A 19,420-nucleotide genomic window follows, 5' to 3' on the forward strand; every position below is an offset into this window, starting at 1 on the left:
CTTGGGCAGAGGCTGACATATGGCGAGCGTCTTTGAGTTTCATGGCACACTCCAGACTTAGCTACTTTTTTATGTTAACTAATCCCTGCTCTGGTTAGTAAAGCAACACCGCTGACACGGCTAGTATGACCTTCTAGCGTGTGAGTTAGCTTACTATCATGCCACATCTTAATCGTGCCGTCTTCGCTGCCAGAGACGATGGTGCGTCCATCTTTACTAAAAACAATCGATCGCACCCATCCAGAATGTCCAGTCAGATCGCCAATCCATTTTTCTTTGTGTAAGTCCCACAAACGAATAACTTCGCCGCAGCCTCCAGCTAAAACTTTGCCATCTGGACTATTGGCAACCGATAAGACATAACCCGAGTGTCCTGTCAAGGTGTACATGAGATTACCTGTATATAAATCCCACAACTTCACCGTGCCATCGTCACTCCCGCTAAAAATCACCCTGCCATCACGACTTGTCGCGATCGCGCTGACTCCATTCGCGTGTCCGGCTAGAGTTTGAATCAGTTTGCCACTATTAACGTTCCAGATCTTGACAGTTTTATCGGCACTGCAACTAACAAGAGATTTGCCGTCAGGACTAAAAGTTAATCCCCGCACCCAGTTGCTATGGTCTCTAAGACAGTAAACTAAACTACCGCTATCCAACTCCCACATATTAATGGTTTTGTCCGCACTGCCGCTGGCGACTAACTGTCCATCTGGGCTAATCGCAACTGCTCTAATCTGTCCTGAGTGTCCGGTTAAAGTATGCACGCACTGCCAATGTTTAATTTCTACAGGTGGCGGTGGTGGTGGCGGCGGTGGTGGTGGTGGTAATGCTGCGGTTGCTGGTGCTGGTGCTGGTGCGACAATTGGTTCGCTGAGGTCTTTGAGTACCTCTTCTGCTGATTGATAGCGACGCTGGACGTATTCTTGCAACATGCGATCGAGAATGTCACTTAATCGATCTGAGACATCAATACCCCTTTGCTGCAAATAGGGTCGCCACATCCAGTTTCCTTCTAGAGGATTGTAAATTTCATCGAGTTCTGCATTTGTCATCAGGCGAATGCAGGTGACACCCAAGCTGTAAATATCGCTAGCGGGAAACGCCCTACCACCGCGTAATTGTTCGATGGGGGCATATCCTTCGGTTCCTGGTTTGGTACTAGCAGCAGAGATACTCGTCCCAGCAAGTTGTTTTGCTACGCCAAAATCGATCAAGACGAATTTGTTATCAACTTTTTGACGTAGAATATTAGTCGGTTTGATATCCCGATGAATCACATCGCAATGGTGAATGAATTGCAGTACGGGCAGTAAACTCTGCATCAGCGCCCGAATTTGTTCTTCGTTAAACGATCCTTGCTGTTCTAATTCTTTTTCTAAATCTTGCCCGTCAATGTGCTGTTGTACCAAGTACAAGCGTTGTTCTTGTTCAAAATAACCGAATAAAGTTGGAATTTGGGGATGTTTCTCCCCTAGTTCTAATAACTGTCTGGCTTCTTGCTTAAACAACAAAGTAGCCTTTGCCATTGCCTCAATATTGCCTTGAATGTGGGGCAGAGGAAAAAACTGCTTGATCACGCAAAGGGCATTGAGACGATTGGCATCTTCTGCTAAAAAGGTGCGTCCAAAACCACCATTGCCGATTGGTTTAATTGCTTGATATTGGTCTTTGAGCAGCAACTTGGAGCCACAGACGAGACAATACTTTCTTCCATCTAAGTTTTGGGGGTTCTGGCAGTCTGGATTCAAGCAGTAACTCATATCTGGGAATCGGCTTATGGAGTCTGTATTTAGTCTTCCCAGATTTAACAGGCAATTAGCTATTAAGGGAAAAACTACAGCAGGAAGTAGGGGAGCAGGAGAGTAGGGAGCAGGGAAGCTCTACTACACGACTAGGTAAAGATCGGGTTAGTTGAGCTTAGCTTTAAACCGCACAAATCCGTAGGCATTTGCAGGAATTCCAGGCGCAGTCGCATTGATTAAATCGCCCAAATTAACCACGATCGCCCCAGTGGTATTGCTACCCTGACAATTAACATTAGGATAGACACTACTCGGCTCAACTCCTGGGGGAAAATACATTGCCGTATCCCCATCGCTGACATTTGTTAACGATTCAGTCGTCCCGTTATATTGCCAGAGAATCCCCCGTGCTACTCCTTGTAACCCCCCAGATGCTTGCACGGGATAGCTATCGAACCCAGTAGTAAGAAAACTCATATTCGCGGGAATGCGATCGCAAAACAAAACGTTTTGAGCCGTATTATTACCAGCTGACAGGTAGTAGATAGTGTACTCAACTTCATCGCCTGGTTTAACCTGACCGCCATCAATACCACCAATGAGGAAATCATCAGGTTGACCGTTATTGTCAGCATCGAGCCACTTATCAGTATCGGGCTGTTCGGGTGGAACTGGGTTAGCTAAAGTAATATCGTTATCATCGTAAGGATTACTTAGATCGTCGAAATAGCTGGATAGATCGTCACCATTCAAACTTGTTGTGTCATTGTTAATCTTAGTGATCCGCTTGACCAACAGCACGTTAGGATTGCTGATAAATGGCAACGTAATCGGTGTAGGAGTTGGCATATCGCCATGAGGTGCAACGGGTAGAGTTGGAGAGTCAGTTGACAAATCGCTCGTCAATAAATCTGGTGGCGGAATGGGAACGTCACTGTTGACACCTGCAAAGGTAAAGCCAGGGTTAGCCACATTAGCAGAAATACTACTGGCATATGCAGTATTTTCTTGTACCGTGTTGCTTGGCACAGAAGCGGTGTTGGAATAGGTGAGTCGTACAGTAAATGTGATGGTGCGCTCTTGTCCTGGTGCTAGCGTGTCTGTTCCGGCTAGTAATTTGAAGTCACTCGTACCGTTGAAACTGGGGTTGAGAGTTAGAGTACCTGAACCTGCGCCTAGTGTAGGAGCAGTTTGGATCGTAATTGTGGGATTACCTGTATTGAAAGTTAGATTTAAATTTTCGGTAATTTGCACCTTGGACGCAGCCTCAGTACCCGTATTTTTAACTGCGATCGTATACGGTATATCGAACGTAGTATTGTTGACTGTTGTAACTGTACCAGCCGACTTCACTACGTCAAGCTTTTGTGGCGTGAAGGGACAACTACTTCCATCACTCTGCGAAGCCGATACAGTGTTGCTAATCTCAGTAGCAGTACCATTTGTGAGATCGATTTGGTAGAAGTAACCAAAGCTGCTGTAACCGTAGAACGTACCGGAGGCATCAAAAAAGACGCTGCCAATTGGTGTTTCAGAGGGAATTCCGGTAGAGCCAACTACAGACACATTAGCCGAGCTACCGCTGATGGTAACTTGGTAAAGATTACCAGACAACACCCCATACATCTTGCCATCTATAGGATTGAAGGCAATGTCACCAACGCTCATTGGTGCTGATAAGTTAATAGCAGTAGCAGTTTTGGCGTTGACATCGACTTGGTAAATTTTGGTGCTGTCGTTGTCTGGGACTACATAATAATTTCCTACTGCATCAAAAGTACCCGCAGAGTAGGGACCTACGGGCAGATTACTAACATTGCCAATAAAGGTAGCATTGCTTTGAGTCAAACGATAGAGCTTATTAGTTCCAGCAGTTCCATACTCGATCGCATACAAGTAGCCGTCAACTGGATTATGACCCAAAGCGTTCAATTTAACGGCTGGTGTAGGGTTTAATATCAGCGTGTGTTGATAGGGGTCGGGAATGCGATCGATTCTATAAAGCTCCGAATGTGCTGACAATCCACTACCGACAACGCGGACTTGATAAAATCTGCCATCGCAGGCAAAGGATTGTCCGACGACTGCGGATACAACTACATCTTCACCCGTGCTAGAAGCTGAGTTGTAGCTACTACTACCGCTAGCTCCTGACGGAGTATTGTAGTTTGCTGTAGCTGGGTTCTGATAAGTTCCGGCTATTACGCCTAAACCAAAACTAACCGTAAAGGTGATAGACACGCTGCCACCAGCAGGAATGGTGAAGTTGTTCCAATTGGGGTTTGTTGCTCCTGTTGTCGGATTTGTGGTCGAGGGACGGGTAGCACCTCCACTCAAGGTGACTGTACCTGTTGAGGCATAAGTAAAGCCACTGGGCAAGGTATCGGCAATGTTGACATTTGAGGCTGTTGCCCTCCCTGCGGCATTAGAGACAGTGATGGTGTATGTTGCGGTGCTTCCTGCGGCAACAACAGGCGTGCTTGTCGTTTTGGTGACGGTAAGGGCGGGCGTGAGTTCAAACCCAAAGTCTTTCCCTGTAACTGGGCTGCTAGCAACATTAACAGCTAAGTTATTTGGTGTATCTAATGCCCACCCAGCAGGAATGTCAGAATCACTAGTATCGACTTGAACAATATAGTCACCACTGGCAACACCTACAAAAGAGTACTGACCGTTAGCATCCGTAATTGCAGTAGCAAGAATATTTGTGCCAGTACTATCTAAAAGCCTAACAGTAATGTTTGCTATAGGTGGTTCGCCAACGTTGAAGGTTTTATTGCTGTTGTTGTCTCGGTATAAAGTGCCAGAAATGCTTTGAAGACCGTTTTGCGTAAAAATACCACCCCCTGCCATCAAATCGAGTCCACCACCCCCTGTTGATGCTTCACTCGTAGTTGTGGGAAAGCTATTATAGTTAACTAAATTGTAGGATGAGTCAATGTCATCTGCGAAAAGAGCATAGCCATAGATCGTTTCACCAGCATTAACGCCAAGACTAGAGAGTGAGAAATAAATTCCACTAATATTTTGGTTCGTAGTCTGAGCTGAAGGTCTGAAATTCGTTTCAGTTTGCTCCCTTCGCATTACAGTAGTATTGATGGATGGTCCTACCCGCCCCCAAGGACTAGGAGTAACACCAGAGTTAACACGGACTAACGAACCGAATCCATTCGGATTGCCGCTAGCATCAACAGAGGTAATTGCAGCAATTCTGAATGAGTCGTTGCCACCTCGATCTAAGATTAGGAAGCCAACACTAGTGCTGGAGTTACTAGGAACTGTTAGTCCGCCGGAAATCAGGAAATCAATCCGTTCAATATTATTGTTGTTACCTACCCCATTGCCCTGATTAGCAAAAACATTGTCCGCACCTCGATTAATAATCTCGTCGAGGAGTATATCATCCATTGTTGTTGCTGCACTAGGTTTTAAGTTCTCGATGGTAGTATTGTTGTACTCAAAGAAAACGACTTGTTTGTTGCCCGTGGCGTTAGCATTGTCGCGTCGTTGTAGTTTAATCGTGTCAACTAATTTCAGTATGGAGTAGTTTTGTGTGGCAACAAATCCTGTCAGCTTGAGATTATTAGAAACTCCAAATGTAAGAGTGATATTATTGCCACAAGTGTAACCAGCAGGGAGAGTACAGGGATTGGTAGAAGTAGTACTGTAGCTGCTGCTTGTAGCTGTTTGGGTGGTAGTGTTGAGTCCAGTAATGGCTTGTTGTGCTGCGGCGGGGCTAATTGTCCCCAGAGCGATCGCGCCTGCGCTTAAACCCGAACCAACATACTTGCTAGCCGTAGCTAGAAAAAATTTCCGCAGTGTCAAATTTTTGCCTTTATGTGTAGCGTCAGATGCTAATGCGATCGCGCTTAATTCTCTGAAAAATTTCACAGTCTCGCACCTCCATCTGGTCTTACTTCCCGATTGGTGTCTTGTGATGATTCAGTTAGTTGTGGTGTATTCGGGACTGATGTTTCTACTGGTTGCGTTTGATGGCGATCGAGCAATTGTTGTAGCTTCGAGTTTGGCTCTGGTAGCTGTTGCGTACTCGTTGCAGTTGAAGGGCGAGGTTTTAGTTTTTTGGCGATCGGCTGAACTTTAGATTTCTGTGGTGGTGCAGGAACGGGTTTTTGCAACCCAAAACCATCAAACAATTCGTTCAATTTCACGGTTAAACCAAAATAAGCCCCACCAGCAGAACGAGAACCGCTAAAATCGTCATCATTCACATGACCAAAAGCATATCCTGCCGATAACCGCAGATTTGGTGTCAGGTAGTAGCCTGCTTCAGCTACGAAACCCGTCTCGCTGCGATCTTCTGAAGGTTGATTAATCCAGCGAGTTTCACCGACCAAATCGATTTTGTCGTTCAAGCGATAAGTTGCTCGTAATTGTCCCAAATTAATCGTACTGGAATTGACTAAATCTGCTGCTAAGTAAGACGTACTGTGGCGAATCGCATACTTGCCGTAAAGTTCCCATCGCCAGTTAGGGGCATAAATAGTTTCTAGGGCAAAAGTATGGTCTTTGGAACTCGTACCGCTGCCGAGTAAAATCGTATCGGGAATTGTAGAAGGATTCTTGCGATATTCATAACGTAACAAAGCATTAAATTTATCGTTATTCGGGTTGCGATATGCTAATCCCACTTTTAAGTGAGCTGTATCTCCCAACCCTGAGAGTCTTTGGTTAGAAGCATTAGCCTGTTGATAGTTAACCAAACCCGTTAGCGCGGGAGAAATTTTTCCGGTTACATTTGCGGAAATCACTGTATTAGAACCACCAGAAGAATTTCGATGTTCGTAACGAGCGCTAGCTTTGAAATCGTCGCTAGGCGTGTATGCTAAGCCAATGTGGTAGTTATCGCCTGAGTCAACTCCAATCGAAGAGGCACTTTGCCCCGTTGTAAAAGGTTGCACGAACTGCTTACCTGCTCCAGTTCGATTCAAGAAACTACCAAATACATGCTCGTATCCCAAGTCCAGCTTTAATCCAGGGGCAATGGTCAGACCTTGTTTGATGCCGATCGCGCCCTGCGTTGTCATCCCGTCACCCCCATTTAAAATGGAGTAACGCCCGTTGAGAGTGGTATCCGTACCGAATTTGCGTTCGCCGATAAAATCGAGGCTGGTAATCGAGTTACCATCATTCTGACTGCCACTGTAAAACTGTTGGGCGAGGCGGATGCTCAAATCTCGTGCAACTTTCCAATCTAATCCTACAATCGTGCGGTCTGGATAAACAGCATCTTCTTCGTCAGAAATGGTTAGTTCGTTTTGCGCTAAAAAAGTGAGAGTTTCAGTTAAAGGTAACTTGAGACGCGATCGCAACTGGTCTGATGTACCGCTCAAAGCATTCGGTTCGATCCGGTCTTCTCGATGTCGATGCACCCAATCTAATGTGAGGTCGGCTTTACCAATCTGCTGCTGTACTCCCGCTGTAATCGTTGTCAGCGAGTTGTCAACCTTACTACCTGGAATCGCCTCCAAACGGGGTGAAAATAAATCGGTAAAATTATCTAACGGTTGAGGTGCGATGCCGCGATTGTCTTCATGGTCGTACTGCAACCGAACATTCGTTTTTGGCGTAACCTGTCCTGTAACCTGCGCTCCATAACGAGTTTGTCCTGGGACAAAGCTAGTTGTCGCGTTGTTACTAAAACCTGTATCGGTAGAGCGCCAATAAGCTCGACCTTGAATCCCTCGGGCAATCTCTCCCTCTGCTTCTAACCGATAAGCCGAACCGCTGACTTCTCCCATCATTTCTGAATCATTTTGAGAGTGAGCGTATTCGACAATCAAATGTATCTTATCACTTATCGCAATTTGCGCGTCCGCACCGTATAGCTCAAAGTCGCGAATGCCACGTTCTTCTTTTAAATATGTTGCACCGAGCCAACTTTCATTCTCAAGTTGTCGCGAGATGTTGTACTGGACTCTACCACCGTAGATGCGATTGTCCTTTTCTTGGCTCTCATACTGATAAGTGGCAACGATTCGCCGTACCAAAACTTGTCCATTTTCATCTACAGCCGTGCGGAAAATTGGTTCGCGAAATAACAACGTGCCGCGATCGTAGTCAATATCGTAGTCCTTACCTCGAATCAGTTGTTGACGTGACAACACCGTACCTGGGCGATTGAGTTCTTCAACTTCAATCGAGATGTTTTCACTTCCAGGAATGAGCAAGCGTCGCGAGAGGAAATAATAACCGCTCGTACCATCAGGCGGGATCGTATCGCGTTGAAAACCTTCAACGTTATCGCCGTAGAATACGGAGAGTTGAAAATCGCCCAGATTGTAATTTGCTTTGAATCCGTGGAGGTTGCGAGAAGTTGCAGTATATTCTTGTGAGGAGCGAGCAAACTCTTTCGTATCGTAGTCTCCCCACATCACATAGTCAGGCTCAGCTCCAAGAATGGATGCCGATCGCTCAAAGCGCAGATATAAACTATCTTGAGAAGGAGTGACAGCCTCAACTTTAGAACTATCGCCGTAAACGGGGTAATTGCGATCGCAGACTTGATAATCTCGAAACAAACCCGAAGTGCCGTCGCATTTTTGATTCAGGGTGCGATCGCTGTTATACGCACCCGTAAACAACCATTCGCCAATTTTACCTGTAGCAAAAACTGCTGTATGAAAACTCAGTTCGGTACGGTTGTCTTCGTCGGGGGGTAAAAAGTCGCGAAAACTCTTGTAAAAATCAGTTCCTCTCGCACCTAAACGCAAGTCAACAACACCCGTAACTAGACTAGAGCGCAGATTTGTTTCAAATTGAAATTGGGTATATGCTTCTAATTGAAAAGCTTCAGCACGAATCCTGACTGTTTGAGCCTGCAACCCCGATCGCAGCTCAGCCGAGTATTGTCCCTTGCGTGCCAGAACTTGAAATCCTAAAATATCGGGTTTAGCATCCTTACCGACAAACTCCCCAGCACTAGCATCAAGAGTGACGATCGCATCTTCGTTGGTGCGATTGCCTTTGTCATCGAGTAGCTGCCCTTCGATCTTTGCTGTCGAACGCCCATCGGCGGGAATGCGCGTCTCTTTAGTTTGGACGGTGATTTGCTTGGTATTACCGCGCACGTAGACTTTAACTATCGTTGATTCTCCAGCGCGATCGCCAGTCTTAATTTTAAGTGTGAGGTTATTCTCTCCCTGGTGGAGTGGCACGCCATACCATGTCTGCGTCACGGAATTTACCGTGTTGTTTGTTTCTGTACCACCAATTAAAGATGTATCGACTAGTTCGCCATTTACTGACAGTTCTACGGGAATATTTGCAGGAGACTGCACTGTCACCGTAGTAGCTGGCACATCCAAGACTTGGCTCGATCGCGGCGAAAGAAATTTTAGGTCGTTTGAACTTGGAGTGGAAGTTGTCTGGGAATCGGTATTTTCCGAGTTTGGTGACTGGTTTTGTTCCCGTAAAGCAACCAAATAGTTAGCGTACTTTTGCTCTGCCTCAGATTGCGGTACGCTCTGGGATGGGATATTTGTAGTTTGTTCGATCGCTTCTGGTGGTACGTTCTGAGATGGAGTGTTAGTATTTTCGATGACATCTGACGCTGCTGGCAAAGAGAGTAATGCAACTTCAGCCTCTGGAAAATCCGTAACTGTCTGTTCTCGATTTAAGGCGATCGGTAATGCAACTGTGTCGTTCCCGAAATCTGGCGTAGGTACTGTTGCTGTCTCAGATGCAGCGAGGAACGCCACCAGCAGTTGTTGCAACTGTCGGTCTGTTTCTGAGGGTGGTGTTGCAACGGCTTCAATCGGTAATGCTGCTACGTAAGTGCCAAATTCCTGGGTATTCTCGACAGGTACAGATGTCTCAGGTTGGGCAAGTAATGCAGCAATATAATCGTGCCAGCGCTTTTCTGTCACCGATCGCTGTACTTGCCTCAATTCGATTGGTAATGCTGCTACGTAAGTACCAAATTCTGTTTGATTTGGTAGCGGTTCTGTTCTAGCAGTTTTAGGCAGAATCAACAAACCGATCGCATTCACCGTAGTAATTACTAGGAAGGCATTGAAAAATCGCGTTCTCCACTTCATTTAGGCTTTGCCTCCTTCACGATGGGAGTCACAGCAAAATTCATCCGCGCCATTCCACCAGGTTCTAAATGCACTAAACGAGATTGACTGTTGCGTTCGATAAAACGGCGGTTGGGAGCCATGGTGTAGCCAGGTACGCTACTGAAATCTAAAACTCCCGTGCGATAACCAGAAATGACATTGGCAACGGAAAATAGCCCTCGAAGATCGGTAGTAATACGGTTGCCGTCATCCATAAAAATTACCGCATTGGGAACTCCTGGTTCTCCTGGCTGCTGTTCGCCATCAAAGTTTTTATCTACAAATACCCGCCCAATCAGCGTGCCGCAATCTGACAAAATGCCTGGGTTAATCCGTAATCTGTGAACGGCGGGACCATCTTTGACTGTTTGGTTATTATCAATGCGCTGTCCGGTCACGTTCGCCAGGTTTTCACCCGTGCCGCGAACTGCGTCAGCCGTGAGGACTGCGGCATAAGCTATATTCAGAACTTGCTCGTTGGTAGCGTTACTTGGTAGTTCTATTCCCTCTGCACGTAAAGAGATCGTTCTGCCATCGTGACTAGATGACATGACAACTGGAGATTTGCCCAACTCTGCCCGCACGGATTTAGGTATAAAGGTAAAACCTAGAGGTAAGGTATCGGTGACGACGATATTTTTTAGCGGGCTGCTACTGAGATTTTTGACTGAGAGACGATAGATAAGTGTATCTCCAGGCTCGGCTGTAGCGCGATCGCCTGTTTTGACAACTTGTACTTCTTGAGCTTGACAAACGCTTGTATCCAAATCTAAAACGGCTAAGACTAATCCAATTCGTTCGGCATTTTCAATGTCAATCGTTCCGTTAATAGACGTGCGATTGTCAGTAGCACTAATTGGTTTGCCGTCTAAAGAGGTAGCGGTATAAGCAACAACTCTATCGTCCCGTTCTCCGATTGTGAGCTTGATGCGGCGCTCGTCATAAATTGATTTATCGGGGGGATGAATTAATAAAATATAAGTTTTACCGCGATCCAACTGACCCCGCTGAGGATCGAGAAGGAAATTATAAGTTCCTTCTTTGCCATTGGTGAGGAAAAAAGGATTGCTATTTTCTGTATTTGGCTCTAACCCTCTGGGAATATTATTGTTAGCAATATCTGGTGATTCTGTACGAGTGAGAGATACAGGTTCAGCAATTTCTGTTGCTGTTGCATCTTGAGAATTTGGCTCGTACAGACCAATACTAAATCCTGTATAGTTAGGCAAAGTTTCACCAGCACAGCCTGTGATTTTTCCTAAAGGATCTATTAAATCCGTGGTGACTACTGAAGCAGAAATTTTATTTGTTGTCGTTTGAATTGATTGTTTAATTTCTGATTTATCGTTATTAAACTCATAACTATAAGTTGCTTGATTAGTAATTTCAATTGCTACTCCTGCTTGAATTAGACCAGTTAGTAAAGTTTCTAAGACAGCTCCAGCTAAAAGAGCTGTTGCTATTGGTCGCAACCAATAATTAAAAAATCGGTTCGGAGGTTGCATCTGCGTTTGGATAATTATTTTATTTGCCCGCAATTGGAGGACGAGCCGATGTTGATTTAGGTCAATTGTGTAATGGCGATCGCTGTTATTTAAGAAAAAATTTGAGCAGTATTGTTTTGACCTAGTAGAGTTTTTAGATCCCCCCTGCCCCCCTTAAAAAGGGGGGTTCAACCTTTCCAAGTCTCCCTTTATAAGGGGGGATCGCTCTTTCCAAGTTCCCCTTATAAAGGGGGATTGAGGGGGATCGGTATTTATTTCACCTTGACTTGATAAGCTGCACCAACCAACTTGCTAGAATCAACTGCTTTGTCAAATTTCCAGCGAATATGAGTGTAGAGTTCTGCTGGTGCTGGCTCGGTTTTAACCTTACCGTCAGCCAATTTGACTTTTACAATTGGTTTTTCTACGAAACTCTTGCCATTATCGATACTGTAAGTGACCGCAACCCCAGGATGGTTAATAGTAACAGAATTCAAAATATATGTCGTCTGCTTGGGAATTGGTTGAGTTAAGACGAGATTTTTGACTGAGCGATCGCCACTGTTAGCACCGCGCACAGTATAGCGAATCACATCCCCTGGAAAAACCGTAACTTTTCCCCGCATTGCTTGCCAAGTTGCTTTTGGCTTGCCCTGCGCGTCTTTCTGCATGACTTTCTTTTCTGCCATCAGATTTAACTGTACGGGGCGTTGAGATTGAATGTTTTGAACTGTTGCTTTTGGCTGTTGTTGGGCGCTAACGATGCGATCGCCTAGAGGTGCAGATAATAATACGGCAACAGCTATGCCAAACATTGACAAATGTTTCATTGTGACAGTCTCCTGATGATTCAAATCTATCCATTAATTTGCCCATTTAAGGCACGGATCTAACAGAGAGGTAGGAATATTGCAAAGCACTTGAGGCTAAAATTCGCGACTACGATTGTGTAGTCGCGAATTCTATTCGCCCCAGCTATTTCACTAAACGCTGGAACTTGAAGTTTCCTTGTGGTGTTCCTGCTGTACCATTCGGAGCTAAACTACCGATAAAGTTGACATAACCAGTATTCGTCAAAGCTTCAGGTACGCCAGAACCAGGATTGATCGTATCGATCGTCGTATTGTAGAAGCTGACGGTTCCTTGTGTACCAACTGCCCTTGTCAGTACGTGTTCTGTAGTTGCAGCCCAAGTACCATTTCTGGGGTTTGTTGTATCGCCAGTACCATCTTCAAAGATTTTGAAGTTGCTAGCACTCAATTGAACGCTACCGCTACCACCAGTAGAAGCAGGTGTCGAGATGTTTTCGTAGGAAATCCGATACTCGATCTTCCAACCAGGTTGAGGTCTGGCTGGATTCTGTGTAAATCCATCTGGATCGGTAATCGGATTGTTATTTGCATCTACAGTGATTAGATTACCAGCATCATCCAAAATCCGAGCTTCTTTTGTCAGCTTCACGAAGCCCGTGTAGGTTCGATCGACCTTCAAGTTGAAGATACTCTCAGCCGTGGGAGTTGCTAAAGTCCGGCTAAACTCATTGTTATTATCTTCATCGACAAATGCCACGATCGCTACTGGATATGCAGCGTTTTGAGCAGCGCCATCGCCAAGATTTACTGTCACCGTGTAGTCAAGGCTGACTTGACCGTTGAGCGTAGTGAGTTTGACTGCTGAACCAGAAGTAAGGTTAAAGGTATTAGCACCGCTATTCCACGTATAAGTGGCTGATTGCGTACCATAGTCAATCTTGACAGTCGTACCATTTGGCAAAGTTGCATTTGTACCGTAACCAGTATTGGGGTCTTGCTGGTTAGCAGCCGTGCTATCTGATACATAATCGGCTTGTTCGGCGGGAATTGGCTTCAGAACTACGTTGTTAAGTCCAAGCGAGTTGGGGTTTCTTACCGTGTTATTGAAAACAAGATCGAGAGTTTCCACATCTGTGAGCGAATCGGCAGGATTTTTACCCACTGGCGGCGAAATTGACTGGTTCACGTAGTCAGTCTGATTAGAGTTTCCTGGACCTGTTGCCCCTGGGACTCCTCTAGGTCCGGTCAAAATGCTACCAGGTGCGTCAATGGAAAGTAGGTTCACTTCACCATCACTACCCGTACCCAGGTTACTCTGTGGGTTATTTACAGGTTGGCTGCTGGGGTCACTACCGTAAGTAGCAAGAGCTATACCATCATCATTAGCAGGATCGAAGCCACCTGCACCGTCAGCGTAAGGAGTTGTCGTACCCTCAAAGTTATTGGGGAATTGGTCGCCGGACTCATCATAGATAATCCGGTTAAGATCGCTATCTCCTTGGGTATGACCGAAGGCTTGAGCAATGTTGAGGATTTGACCACCAGCGAAGCCCGTGGCTGTCCTTACCTGGAACTGGAAACCATTTGTATCGGTAAGTGTAGAAGATCCAGCAGTCATTGAGCCAGTACGAACAATACCAATCCGCTTCACTAAATCTGCCTGAGCCTGATTTGTAGGTGCAGTGGTTGTCCAGTTGGCACTAAGGGCTGTAGCGTTAGCCGCCGCAGCATCGTCATTACTATATACTACAGTCCAACCGGAAGGTGCGGTTGGTAAGAAACTAGCATCCAGAACTGTATTTGTGGGAATGACATCAGAAACTAAAATTACAGCTCCAGTAGGAGCGCCTGGACCCGTAATGGGGTTAGCTAGAGCTGTTCCTTCCAAGTTACCTACAGCGAAGGAGGAGGCATTGGGATAGGAGCCTTCAACGCGCAAGTCTAAACGATAACGAATCTGGTCGTCATCGAGTGCTGAAGTATTAGGAGTATGTAGAGAGCGAGACTTGAGTACAGTTGCTAGAGCGCGGGTAGTGACCTGCGTTCCTAAAGGAATCGATTGGAATGCGGCTGCTTCCCGTTCTCCATTCGCAGGACCCAAATTTCTAGGAGACGGTTCGGATATGTCAGCAGTACGAACATCATCATCAGTAGTGGCATCTGCTACATATAGGATGTTTTGGCGATTTTGCGTTCCAGGGTCAGCGGTGTTACCAAATTGCACACTAATTGGATTAGTTGCTACGGTTTCTGTCACTGTGACAGGAACTCGTACTACTATCTCTTGGTTGACATCAATTGAGCCATCAAAAGCAGCATAGCCTGCGCCTTGAATAGCAGTGATAAATGCAGCATTATCTGATTGAACGCCAGTATCAGGAACGGCAACTGGAGTTGTCAGCGTGTTGCCGTTAATTCTAACGATATAAACGCTATTGGCTCCAGCAGTGCTGCCAATTTGACCACCGACAATACGACCGCCTGTATTCAGGATTGTCTTGCCTGAAATGTAGATAGCAGTGGTATCGTTACCGACGTTAGTAATTGTAAAGTCGAAGTCTAAAATATCTCCATTGGAGACACTACTGCCGTTCCTATCAACAGGTGTTGAACCAACAACAGCGATACCTGCAACCTCTGCTACTGTGATAGTGACTTCGTTAGAAGTTGCATTGATCGTACCAGGGTTACTGGGGTCTTCATAAGTAGCAGTCGCTTTGTTTTTGATCTCAGTTCCCGCACCCGTGAGTGGTGCAGTCGGTACAGACTGTGCCAAAACAGGTGCAGTCATATTAAAAGTACCACCCATTAATAAGGTAGCTACAAGCAGTTGGCGATAAAGCCGTTTGGTTTGAGTGTTCATATTTCCACAAGGTTCAGATCTTCAATAACTAACCACTGTTGGGTTAGTCTCACACCGTTAGACAAATTACACAGTTAGACAAAACTCATAGCTGAGGTTTTCTCAGCAAGACCGTGACAAAATTTGAGCTGAGAAGCCGCAGCAAAATAATATTTTCTCGAAATCTCCTTTTTAGTAGTGTCAAATTTCAGTCTTGAGGTAGAGGTCGAATTGACTACAGATTTATCTTGTCTGAGATGGTTTTAAACTACCTGAAGACAAATACTGAATTTATTTTCAACACAGATACTTCGAGCGCATCTGAACTCTGCATAAGTGAGTTTATTTTGTGTTAAAAATTCAGTACAATTACCGATCGCTTTCTATAAATGTCTATAAAATCGTGCAACTTACACGCTTGACAAAAAATCAGTAGCGATCGCTACTGAAATGTATGCAGACTACACTTATGTGTTTACACTGCAATTAAGAACTAAATATGTTGAATTACGGATTCTATCTAAAAGTAAATTTTTTGATCAAAAGTTGCGGTTCAAAATAAAACTAATTATCAGTAAAATTACATAAATTGGCATAGATTTAATGGCGATCGCTAGAGAATTTTTACTATTTTTTAAGTTTTTCTCTAACTTATCTTTATCTTCACAAATTCTTTAACAAAAAACACAAACATTCAAGTACTTCCACCGAACTAAATCGATACATTACAAAGCCATGATGTTTTTTAACAAAACTTTTACATTTCTCGCTGCCGCATGTTATTCGCACCTCCCGCCTTAAGTCACTCAGTCACAATCGTAATTCCTTGCTTGAATGAAGAAGGTAATTTGGAAAAACTTTTCCATACGCTCGATCGCACTTTTCAACATCTAGGCTTTACTCTACCAGTACTTTTAATTGATGACGGCAGTACAGATAAAACCCCTCAAATTCTGACACAGTTATGCTGTCAATATGTTTATTTAACAACAATTCGACATCCTCAAAAGCGGGGTGTCACCGGAGTTTGGAAAACTGCGATCGCCCACGTTAATACAGAATGGATATTTTGGGGACAAGCCGACCTAGAGTCTGATTTTCAGACTGACTTACCTATATTATTAGAAGCTTGCGTACCAGGAGTTGACGGCGTTGCCGGATGGCGACAGCAACGCGGTGATGGCAAAGTTATGGCTTCTAAATTTGCTAATCTTGCTTGTCGGATGTCCTTTGGTTTGAAAATTCATGACATGAATTGGATCAAACTGGTGCGCCGCGACATTCTCACCAAAGTACCATTTGATGTTGTGACCCATCGCTACCTTTTGGCAATCTTAGCAGGTTGGGGATATAACATTACAGAGGTTGCTACTCCTTGGCATCCACGTTTTTCCGGTCAGAGTAAATTTGGGCGCGGACGGTTGGTGACATCAGCCATGAACTTTTCCCGCACTTGGTGGTGGTTTCACGTTGAAAATCGTCTGCTTCTACCATTCCAATACATTCCCGCCATGTTCAAAGCAGTTGATGTTGGGTTTCGTGCTGGTAAAGAAGCTTTCGATATGCAAGTCAGTCGCGATCGCGTAGCGAGTAATTCTTAATTTATGTAGAGACGTTACATGTAACGTCTCTACGATTCCCCTTCACTCCTGACTCCCGAACGCCAGTTCGCACAACGGGGGGAACCCCCGCAAGCGACTGGCTCCTCCCGACTCCCCGATTCCCAATGAACAAACATATCCTTGTTATCAGTTCGGTATACCCTCAAAATGTAGAAGGCAATCATGGAGCCTTTGTGCGAGAAGCAATTTTACGCTGTCAATCTGCGGAAACGACATTCTCGGTTTTTGCCCCAGCCTACGAAGGTAGTAAAAGCTACATGCTAGATGGCATAAAAGTTTATCGTTTTCGTTATTGTTTCAAACGGTTTGAAAATCTCGTCCGTGATGGAGCGCCGACTAAATTGCAAAAACAGCCGCTTTATTTACTCGCTGCGGCTCTTTACATCCTTCTGGGTACGATTCAGTTGTTTCTAGTATGCTGCAAGGAAAAACCAGCCCTACTACAAGTTCACTGGGCTTTTCCACACGGATTGATGGCATTCCCTGCTAGTAAGATTTTGGGCATTCCGATGGTGTTCAGTTTTCACGGAGCCGAACTTTTACTGGCAAATAAATTCCGCTTTGTCTCATCAATTCTGCGCTGGCTCACGCCTCATGCCAAAAATATCACTGCCAATTCTTCTTTTACGTTGGGATTGATACGTAAAATTTATTCTGGCGCAGTCACCGTAATTCCCTACGGCTTGACGATTGAAGCAAAACCGCCCAAACAACCTCCAGAGGGGGCAATTCCGCAATTACTTTTTGTTGGCAGGCTGGACGAACGTAAGGGATTGCGATATCTATTGGAAGCTTTGACATTGATTTTAAAACAACAGCCTGTGTGCTTAAGGGTGGTCGGTAAGGGAATCCTAGAAACAGAGATCAAATCTCAGTGTCAAGATATGGGTTTAGATAAAGTGGTAGAATTCCTCGGTTTTGTCAGTAAAGAAGAATTAGCAGATGCTTATGCTTCCTGCGATATCTTTGTTTTGCCTGCCATTGTAGACAGCAAAGGCGATACTGAAGGCTTAGGAATCGTAATGATAGAAGCCTTAGCTCATGAAAAGCCTGTCATTGCAAGTGCAGTTGGTGGCATTGGAGATGTTATCCGTTCTGGAGTCACTGGTCTATTAGTACCCCAAAAAGACCCTGAAGCGCTAGCAGCAGCGATTTTGAAACTACTGGCTGAACCCAATCTAGCTCAACAGCTCGGACGAAGAGGCTTACAAGATGTTCAAGTTCGGTTTGGCTGGTCGCAGATCGTTCCTCTATGGCAAGAGGTATTTAGCTCCGCCTTGGCTAATACTGCGCCGACGCTCTCTCAAACAGTAAAATTATGATTCGTTCTCATCCATTATTTTCTCGTGCTGTGTTGACAACTTTAGTAGCAGCACCAGTGGGGATTATGGCGGTTCTGGCGATCGCCGTACTCGTACCAGCGACTAAAAATCCAGAGTCAAAAATCTACGCTTCTAGCATTGGTTATCCAGCATTGCAACGGTTAGCTGGTAAACCGATCGCAGTTAAAACTATACCCGTAGCGCCAAAAACTCTAGAGGATAATGTAGCTGCGCCTGGGGAGTCGGTGGCTTTGCATAAAATAGACCTTCGCCCGCAAGTTTCGGGACCCGTAGAACAGGTTTACGTTGAGGAAGGGCAGTCAGTACGAAAAGGACAAGCATTGGTTCAGTTCCAGCAAGAACCCTATAAAAATGCCGTTGATGCTGCCCGTAACAATGCCGCTATTTCGGAAATGGCTCTGCTCAACTTACAAAAGTCAGCACCAGTGAAATTAGCCAAGCTAAAAACGGATGTCGAACTTGCCAAACATCGGTTGGCGATCGCATCAACTAAGGTGCAAGAGATGAATTCTTTAGTTAATAAAGAACTTAAAGAGCAAGTAGTGGATAGTCAGCATAGACTGGCGATCGCCCAAAAGAAACTACAACAAGTAAATTCATTAGTGCAAGAAGGAGCTATTTCTAAATTTCAGCTATACGACATTCAAGATAGTTATTTAGCACGGAAAAAAGATTTAGATTCTACAAAACGGCAAACGATTAATGCTCAAATTCAGCTATACGGCAGTCAAGACTTTTATACAACCTTGCAACAAAACTTGCTGACCGCTGAGCAAGAACTAGCACATACGCAACAAGAGATCGATAACGAGTTAGGTAATGCTCGTCTGAAACTGCAAAACGACAAAATAGCCCTACAAAATGCTCTAAAAAATTTACACAATACAGTGCTTTACGCACCGATGGATGGTCTAGTTAGTTGGGTCAATATCGATCGCGGCGAATTAGCAGGAGTACGCGCTAGTCGTCCGCTTGTCAGCATATCTAAAGATTTTGCAATAAGGGCTTACATCGACCAAGCGCAAATCAACGCGATTAAAGTTGGAGATTTGGCGACAATACGTTTAATGGCTTATCCTGGACGCACCTACCAAGGAAAAGTAATTCGACTCAACCCCACCATTTTAACTAGTGCGGGTAAACGTCCTAAAGGTGGGATCGATCGCCGCTATACATACTCCGTCTGGATTGCCGTTGACGATCTGCAAATGGCAGCTGGCTTGCAGGGATACGTTCAATTCAACAAGGACAAAGCTAATTTAGCAATTCCAGAAAGCGCAGTTATACATTTATCTGGTGGCGAAGGTATGGTAATGGTTGCTGAGGCAGGTCAAGCAGTTGTCAAACCAGTCCAGATGGGCAGAATTTTCGATAATCAACGAGAGATCCTAGCAGGGTTAACGCCAGGGAAACAGGTCGTGCTTTCTCCTAGAGGGATAAATCCAGGCGATCGCTTAGAAGTCAGAAGTCAAAACTGAGGACAAGGGGACAAGG

At 45.0% G+C, this 19,420-nt stretch carries 9 protein-coding genes; 3 read left to right on the top strand and 6 right to left on the bottom strand.

Annotation, left to right across the window (positions count from 1 at the left end):
• Positions 1-74: 74 nt before the first annotated feature.
• The 6 genes from H6G17_RS28585 to H6G17_RS28610 form a co-directional block, all read right to left on the bottom strand.
• Positions 75-1,763: a serine/threonine-protein kinase gene (locus tag H6G17_RS28585; protein ID WP_192161937.1), complete on the bottom strand. Its 1,689-nt coding sequence runs from the start codon at positions 1,761-1,763 to the stop codon at positions 75-77.
• A 147-nt stretch (positions 1,764-1,910) separates the two neighbouring features.
• Complete coding sequence (locus H6G17_RS28590) at positions 1,911-5,636, bottom strand: SdrD B-like domain-containing protein (protein WP_192161938.1); 3,726 nt, start codon at positions 5,634-5,636, stop codon at positions 1,911-1,913.
• On the bottom strand, positions 5,633-9,802 hold the full coding sequence (locus H6G17_RS28595; RefSeq protein WP_199317073.1) for a TonB-dependent receptor: 4,170 nt from the start codon (positions 9,800-9,802) through the stop codon (positions 5,633-5,635). The genes H6G17_RS28590 and H6G17_RS28595 overlap by 4 nt, the downstream gene beginning before the upstream one ends.
• Positions 9,799-11,328, bottom strand: coding sequence for a DUF11 domain-containing protein (locus tag H6G17_RS28600; RefSeq protein ID WP_192161939.1), 1,530 nt, complete (start codon positions 11,326-11,328; stop codon positions 9,799-9,801). The genes H6G17_RS28595 and H6G17_RS28600 overlap by 4 nt, the downstream gene beginning before the upstream one ends.
• Before the next feature lie 251 nt (positions 11,329-11,579).
• On the bottom strand, positions 11,580-12,137 hold the full coding sequence (locus H6G17_RS28605; protein ID WP_192161940.1) for a DUF11 domain-containing protein: 558 nt from the start codon (positions 12,135-12,137) through the stop codon (positions 11,580-11,582).
• A 145-nt stretch (positions 12,138-12,282) separates the two neighbouring features.
• Positions 12,283-14,982, bottom strand: coding sequence for a hypothetical protein (locus H6G17_RS28610; protein ID WP_192161941.1), 2,700 nt, complete (start codon positions 14,980-14,982; stop codon positions 12,283-12,285).
• A 755-nt stretch (positions 14,983-15,737) separates the two neighbouring features.
• Here H6G17_RS28610 and H6G17_RS28615 point away from each other — a divergent pair.
• The 3 genes from H6G17_RS28615 (at position 15,738) to H6G17_RS28625 (ending at position 19,404) form a co-directional block, all read left to right on the top strand.
• Positions 15,738-16,562 (top strand): glycosyltransferase family 2 protein, encoded by an 825-nt coding sequence (locus tag H6G17_RS28615; protein WP_192161942.1) that lies wholly within the window; start codon positions 15,738-15,740, stop codon positions 16,560-16,562.
• Between the two features lie 125 nt (positions 16,563-16,687).
• Positions 16,688-17,905 (top strand): glycosyltransferase, encoded by a 1,218-nt coding sequence (locus H6G17_RS28620; RefSeq protein WP_192161943.1) that lies wholly within the window; start codon positions 16,688-16,690, stop codon positions 17,903-17,905.
• The gene (locus H6G17_RS28625) at positions 17,902-19,404 is read left to right on the top strand and encodes an efflux RND transporter periplasmic adaptor subunit (protein WP_192161944.1); all 1,503 of its coding nucleotides are present in this window, start codon (positions 17,902-17,904) and stop codon (positions 19,402-19,404) included. The genes H6G17_RS28620 and H6G17_RS28625 overlap by 4 nt, the downstream gene beginning before the upstream one ends.
• Positions 19,405-19,420: the final 16 nt, after the last annotated feature.

The organism is Chroococcidiopsis sp. [FACHB-1243] (genome assembly GCF_014696895.1).
Taxonomy (GTDB): domain Bacteria; phylum Cyanobacteriota; class Cyanobacteriia; order Cyanobacteriales; family Chroococcidiopsidaceae; genus Chroococcidiopsis.

Bases quoted from the DNA above. Each gene is read 5' to 3' on its own strand.
- H6G17_RS28585 (WP_192161937.1), bottom strand. From the start codon at position 1,763: ATGAGTTACTGCTTGAATCCAGACTGCCAGAACCCCCAAAACTTAGAT.
- H6G17_RS28595 (WP_199317073.1), bottom strand. From the start codon at position 9,802: ATGAAGTGGAGAACGCGATTTTTCAATGCCTTCCTAGTAATTACTACG.
- H6G17_RS28600 (WP_192161939.1), bottom strand. From the start codon at position 11,328: ATGCAACCTCCGAACCGATTTTTTAATTATTGGTTGCGACCAATAGCA.
- H6G17_RS28605 (WP_192161940.1), bottom strand. From the start codon at position 12,137: ATGAAACATTTGTCAATGTTTGGCATAGCTGTTGCCGTATTATTATCT.
- H6G17_RS28610 (WP_192161941.1), bottom strand. From the start codon at position 14,982: ATGAACACTCAAACCAAACGGCTTTATCGCCAACTGCTTGTAGCTACC.
- H6G17_RS28615 (WP_192161942.1), top strand. From the start codon at position 15,738: ATGTTATTCGCACCTCCCGCCTTAAGTCACTCAGTCACAATCGTAATT.
- H6G17_RS28620 (WP_192161943.1), top strand. From the start codon at position 16,688: ATGAACAAACATATCCTTGTTATCAGTTCGGTATACCCTCAAAATGTA.
- H6G17_RS28625 (WP_192161944.1), top strand. From the start codon at position 17,902: ATGATTCGTTCTCATCCATTATTTTCTCGTGCTGTGTTGACAACTTTA.